At 64.8% G+C, this 6,256-nt stretch carries 3 protein-coding genes; all 3 read left to right on the top strand.

Features of this window, described 5'->3' with window-relative positions; all coding sequences use genetic code 11:
* On the top strand, positions 1 to 3,481 hold a 3,481-nt coding region (locus ABE485_RS13895; RefSeq protein ID WP_346515871.1), incomplete at its 5' end, for a VCBS domain-containing protein.
* Positions 3,482 to 3,586: 105 nt separating this feature from the next.
* A complete protein-coding gene (locus tag ABE485_RS13890) occupies positions 3,587 to 4,270 on the top strand; it encodes a transglutaminase-like cysteine peptidase (protein WP_346515870.1) in 684 nt (227 codons plus the stop codon).
* Between the two features lie 17 nt (positions 4,271 to 4,287).
* On the top strand, positions 4,288 to 6,249 hold the full coding sequence (locus ABE485_RS13885; protein ID WP_346515869.1) for a bifunctional diguanylate cyclase/phosphodiesterase: 1,962 nt from the start codon (positions 4,288 to 4,290) through the stop codon (positions 6,247 to 6,249).
* Positions 6,250 to 6,256 lie beyond the last annotated feature (7 nt).

Raw genomic sequence — 6,256 nt, 5'->3', positions numbered from 1 at the left:
GTCCTATCAGCTGGACAACAGCCTGCAGGCAGTTCAGGCGCTGAACAACGGCCAGAAGCTCACCGAGACCATCCGCTACACCATCACCGATGCGGACGGCGACAAGAGCGAGGCGGTCCTGACCATCACCATCAACGGCCAGACCGACGCTCCCCCCGTGGTCACCCCCGTCGACACCGACCGCGACGTCACCAGCGCCCACAACAGCGTGGTCGAAGGCTCCGGCGCGACCGTCCTCGGTTCGGTGGGCGTGTCCGCCGAGGCCGGCATCGCCGCCGTCACCGTCCGCGGCCACGATGTGACCGGCGCCAGCGCCACCAGCCCGGTCGTCATCACCACCGACAAGGGCGTGCTGACCATCACCGGCTACAACGCCGCCACCGGCGTCATCTCCTACTCCTACAAGGAGACCGGCGGCGCCGACGACCACTCGGCCGGCAACGACTCGGTGCGCGACAGCTTCCAGGTCACCGTCACCGACGTCGCGGGCAAGAGCACCAGCAACGACCTGGTCATCCAGATCATCGACACCGCGCCCGTGGCCAAGAACGACTCGGCCTCGGTGACCGAGGACACCGCCACGCCGATCACCGGCAACGTGCTGACCAACGACACGCTGGGTGCTGACGCCAGCACCGTGGCCATCACCACCAGCGATGCCAAGTACGGCAAGCTGGTCGACAATGGCAACGGCACCTGGTCCTATCAGCTGGACAACAGCCTGCAGGCAGTTCAGGCGCTGAACAACGGCCAGAAGCTCACCGAGACCATCCGCTACACCATCACCGATGCGGACGGCGACAAGAGCGATGCGGTGCTGACGATCACGATCCACGGCACCAATGACGCCCCGGTCCTCCAGGCCCACACCAAGGAGGTCCTGGAAGACCAGACCGCCACCGGCAACGTGCTCGTGGGCGCGACCGACGTCGACAGCAATACGCTGACCGTCACGGAATTCACGGTCAACGGCGTCCGCTATGACGCAGGCAAGACCGCGACCATCGCTGGCGTCGGCACCATCGTGATCGGTGCGAACGGCAGCTATACGTTCAAGCCGGACGCCAACTGGAACGGCGATGTCCCACAGGTGAAGTACACCGTGTCCGACGGCGCCGCCTCGACGACGTCCACGCTGGATATCGACGTGCTGCCCGTCAACGACGCCCCTGTCTCGCAAGACGGCTCGGGCAACGTCACGGAAGGCAAGACCTACACCTTCGATGCGGACGACTTCCCGTTCTCTGACCCGGTGGAAGGCCACACGTTTACGTCGGTCATCATCGACTCCCTGCCCACGGGCGGCACGCTGATGCTCAACGGCAAGGCCGTCACCCAAGGCCAGGAGATCAGCGCCGCGGACATCCAGGGCGGCAAGCTGGTGTTCCAGGCCGCGGCTTCCAACGTCGGCGAGAACGCAGGCTCCTCCTTCGATTTCCGCGTCAAGGATTCGGGCGGCACGGCGAATGGCGGCAAGGACACCTCCGACCCGCACACGTTCAATCTGAAGGTCGACCAGTTCGTCGGCGGAAACAACACCAACGACACGATCAAGGGTGGATCGGGCAACGACGTGCTGCTGGGCGACCAGGGCGGCATGCTGAAGAACGTCACCCCGGGCACCAGCTACAACATCGCCCTGGTGCTGGACCTGTCCGGCTCCATGGACGACAAGTGGGGTAGCGGCTCGAGCCGCGAGTCCCGCCTCGACACAGCCAAGAAGGCTCTCAAGGCCATGCTGGAAGGCCAGCTGGCGACCCACGACGGCACCATCAACGTGTCGCTGATCACGTTCGAGGGCGACGGCAGCAAGGTCCAGAAGACGATTTCCGGCTTGACGACCAGCAACGTCTCCGAGATGGTCGACATCCTCATGGGGCTGAAGAGCGGAGGCGGCACGCCGTACGGCTCCGCATTCAACGAAGCCAAGTCCTGGTTCGATGGTCAGCCCACGGTCGACAGCTCCGGCAACGCCTACAAGAACCTGACGTTCTTCCTGACCGACGGGGAACCCACTTCCGAATGGTGGTACAACCGCGACACCGAGTTCGGCAAGCTCGCGGGCGTCAGCGACGTGCACGGCATCGGCATCGGCTCGGGCGTTTCGACCTCCACGCTCAACAGCTATGACAACACTGGCGGTCGGTTCACCTCCGGCGGCTCGGTGTACGTAAACTTCTCCGGGAACACGGGCGCAAATAACCCTGGCAACTGGGATAAGGAAGGCACGGGAACGGCAGCCAAGAACGGCAACGCCATGCGCCTTACCGATACAGCAGTCGATGGCAAGGCATACACCGTCACCATGGCCGAGGCCAACAAGATCGTGGTGACGAACGCCGCCGGTGCCTCGTTCGGCTTCGATGCAACCACGGGCAACAAGGGCACGGGCGACACGTTCAAGTGGGTGCTGCTGAAGTGGGATGGTTCGCAATGGAAGGAAGTCGAGTCCGGCAGCGAAGCGAACACCCGCACGACCGGCATCTACGGCCCCGGCGAATACCTTTATCAGTTCATCCTCAACGACAACAGCAGCGGTAGCGGTTCGTTCCGCGTGGATATCGACAATATCCGCACGTACACGACCGGCCGTACCGACAACTCGCAGGTCGTCCTGTCGCCGTCGGATCTGGAGTCGGCATTGGTTGGCGGAAGCACCTCCACCGAACTGGCTCCGGTCGGCAACGACAAGATCTACGGCGGCGATGGGTCCGACATTCTGTTTGGCGACGCAATCAACACGGATCAGTTGCCGTGGGGCGTTAACGGCAATCCCGCCAAGCCCACCGACTTCGCCGACGGCTCCGGCCTGGATGGACTCAAGCAGTTCCTGCTGCTGAAGAACGGCACGCAACCGACGGACGCCGATCTGCACAAGTTCATCTCCGACAATCACGGCCTGTTCGACGTGCAGGGCGACACCCGTGGCGGCAATGACGAACTGCATGGCGGTTCAGGCAACGACATCCTCTACGGCCAGGGCGGCGACGACATCCTGTACGGCGATGACGGCAACGACATCCTGTACGGCGGCACCGGCAAGGACACGCTGTACGGCGGCGCCGGCAATGACGTCCTGATCGGCGGCAAGGGAGACGACATCCTGTACGGCGGCGAGGGCAGCGACACGTTCAAGTGGGAATTGGGCGATCAGGGCACGACGGCGCTGCCGGCCGTGGACGTGATCAAGGACTTCTCGATCGCCTCGGTGGCCAATGGCGGAGACGTGCTGGATCTGCAGGACATGCTGCAGGGCGAGAAGGACGGCACGCTGTCCCAGTACCTGCACTTCTCCAAGGATCCCGCCAACAGCGCCAATACGCTGATCGAAATCAGCACCAGCGGCAAGATCGGCCAAGGCGCGGACCAGAAGATCATCCTGGAGAACGTCGATCTGACCAACGGCGGCAAGCTGACCACGGACCAGGCAATCATCAACGACCTGCTGCAAAAGGGTAAGCTCAACGTCGACCACAACTAAGCATCGACCTCACGGGAAGAGCCGGCCACGGCCTTCCCGTTGCGCATGACGCATTTTTTTGAAGGGCACATCTAAGATGCCCAAAAAAATGTGAAAATCCGTTTCATGCCATCGACCCGCCGTTACCGTAGCGCGCTGACTCTGTGCCGATTGGCGTTGCTATGCCTGGCTTGCGGCTGGACGGGCAGTTCCGCCCTGGAAGTCAACACCGACCGGCTGCAAAGCCTGTCGGCCAGCCGCTACGGGGCCAAGGGCTCCAAATCCGTCTCGAACTGGCTGCAACTGCTGCGCAGCCCCGCTCCCGCGGCGGACAAGGACAGGCTGACCCTCGCGAACGATTTCTGGAACCGCGCCCTGCTCTCCGGCGAGGACTCCCTCATCTGGAAGCAGGCCGACTACTGGGCCACGCCGCTGGAATCGCTGGGCAAGGGCGCGGGCGATTGCGAAGACTATGTCATCGGCAAGTATTTCACCTTGCTGGCCATGGGCGTCCCGGCCAACAAGCTGCGCTTCATCTACGTCCGCGCCCGCATCGGCGGAGCGGCCAGCAGCAGCCAGGTGGCCCACATGGTGCTGGGCTATTACGAAACCCCGAACGCCGTCCCGCTGGTGCTGGACAGCCTGATCTCAACCATCCTCCCGGCGACGCAGCGGCGCGACCTGACGCCGGTTTTCAGTTTCAACGCCGACGGCGTCTACGTGGACGGCAAGGCCGCCGCGCCCGTTGACCGCCTGAGCCGCTGGCGCGACCTACTTCAACGCATGGAACGGGAAGGCATCCGCCCCTGATGTCCGGAAACAAGACTATGTCCATTCTTCGACAGCTACTGCTCAGCGTGACCCTCGCCATCAGCGTCATCCTGCTGGGGACTCTGGCGCTCAGCATCAACTCCGCGCGCGAGTACCTGTCCGGGCAGCTCCAGGTGCAGAGCACCGACGCGGCCGTGTCTCTTGCCCTGTCCCTGTCGCAGCCCGCGAACAATGATCCTGTGGTGCAGGAACTGCTGGTGTCCGCGCTGTACGACGGCGGGCACTTTTCGCTGGTGCGCCTGACCGACCCCGACGGCAAGGTCCTGATCGAACGCCAGTCCGGAGCAACCGCGGCATCGGTACCCGCGTGGTTCCAGGCGCTGGCGCCGCTCGATGCGCAAGCCGCGACGCATGCGGTCAGCGACGGCTGGCGCCAGATCGGCGAAGTCACCCTGGTCGCCAATGATGCGTATGCCTGGGAAGCCCTGTGGCGCAGCAGCCTGAAGATGATCGCGCTGGTCGTGGGCGCGGGCATTCTGTGGGCGGTTTTCGCGTTTGTGCTGGTGGGATGGATCAAGAACCGCCTGCTGCGCGAGATCTCCGACCACGTCCGCGACATCGGCCGCGACTCCCCGCCCGAGCAGGTGGAAGCCCGCGTCCCGGAGCTTTCCGGCGTGGTGCAGGCGCTGAACCAGACGCGCGAACGCGTGCATGCCAGCGTGGAAGAGCAGAACGCCAAAATCGAATCGCTGGAACTGGAACTGAACCAGGACCCGGTGACCGGCCTGCCCAACCGCAAGTACTTCGTCAACGAATTCCGGCGTGCGCTGGAATCCGCCTCCGCCGGCGGAAAACGCCGGATCGACGGCGGCCATGTGCTGGTGTTCCGCCAGCGCGACCTGGCCGACCTGAACCGCCACATGCCTCGCGAGTTCATCGACCAATGGCTGCGCGCGGCATGCGAGCGCATCCTGGCCACGTTGAAGCGCATGCATGTGGCGTCGCCCATGCTGGCCCGGCTGAACGGATCGGACTTCGCACTGCTGCTGCCCGGCTGCGCGGCGCCGCAGGCCATGATGGTTGCAGAACAGTTGCGGGCCGACCTGCATGCCTCGCGTATTCCGGTCGGTGAAGGCCACCTGTGCCGCTGGGCGCAGGCAATGACCGACTATGGACAAGGCAGCCAGGCCGGTCCGGTGCTGGCGCGCCTGGATTTCGGCCTGATGCGCGCGGAAAGCGCCGGCAACGACCAGGTCGTGATAGCCGGCGCGACCGACATGCAATCGCCTTCCGAATCCGGCGAACGCGCCTGGAAGGACGCCATCCAGACCGCGCTGGAAGGCCGGCATTTCGAACTGTCGACCGAACCGCTGCTGGCGCTGGATGGACGCGTCGTGCGGACCGAGGCCATGCTGATGCTGCGTACAGCGCCCGACCAGGAACCGATCCCGGCCACGCTGTTCATCCCGCCCGCCGTGCGCCTGGATCTCGTGGCCGATTGCGATCTGGAGTCCGTCCGCCTGGGCCTGGACTGGCTGGCCGGCCACGAAGGCGAGCTCGCCATCCGCGTCGCCCTGCCCTCGCTGCGGGGCCAGAAATTCCTGCGCCAGCTTGCCCTGCTGCTGACCGAGCGCAGGCCCCTGGCCAGCCGCCTGTTCCTGGAAATCGACGCGCACGGCCTGGTGGAATGCCACGAGCAGATCACGGCCCTGGCGCATGTCGTGTCCGAGTTCGGCGCCCACCTCGGCGTGCGCAGGCTGGCGCAGCAGTTCGGCGCCGTCGCGCAGCTGCACACGCTGCCCCTGTCGTACGTGAAATTGGGCGGCGGCTTCGTCGGAGGAATGTCGCAAAGCCCCGGCAGCCAGCAACTGACGGCATCGGTGCTGGAAACGGCCCGCAACCTGAACATTGCCGTCTACGCGGAAGACGTCCCCGACGCCGAAACCCAGCGCATCCTGGTCGGCCTGGGCATCGGCATCATGCGCGGCCAGGGCGTCAGGACCGCGAACGGAGCCTAGCGAACCG

Origin of the sequence: Achromobacter spanius, assembly GCF_039673305.1 — a bacterium.
GTDB classification, from domain to species: Bacteria; Pseudomonadota; Gammaproteobacteria; order Burkholderiales; family Burkholderiaceae_B; genus Achromobacter; species Achromobacter spanius_F.
The sequence above is the reverse complement of the archived record's forward strand: the minus strand, read 5'-3'. Positions and strand labels throughout refer to the sequence as shown.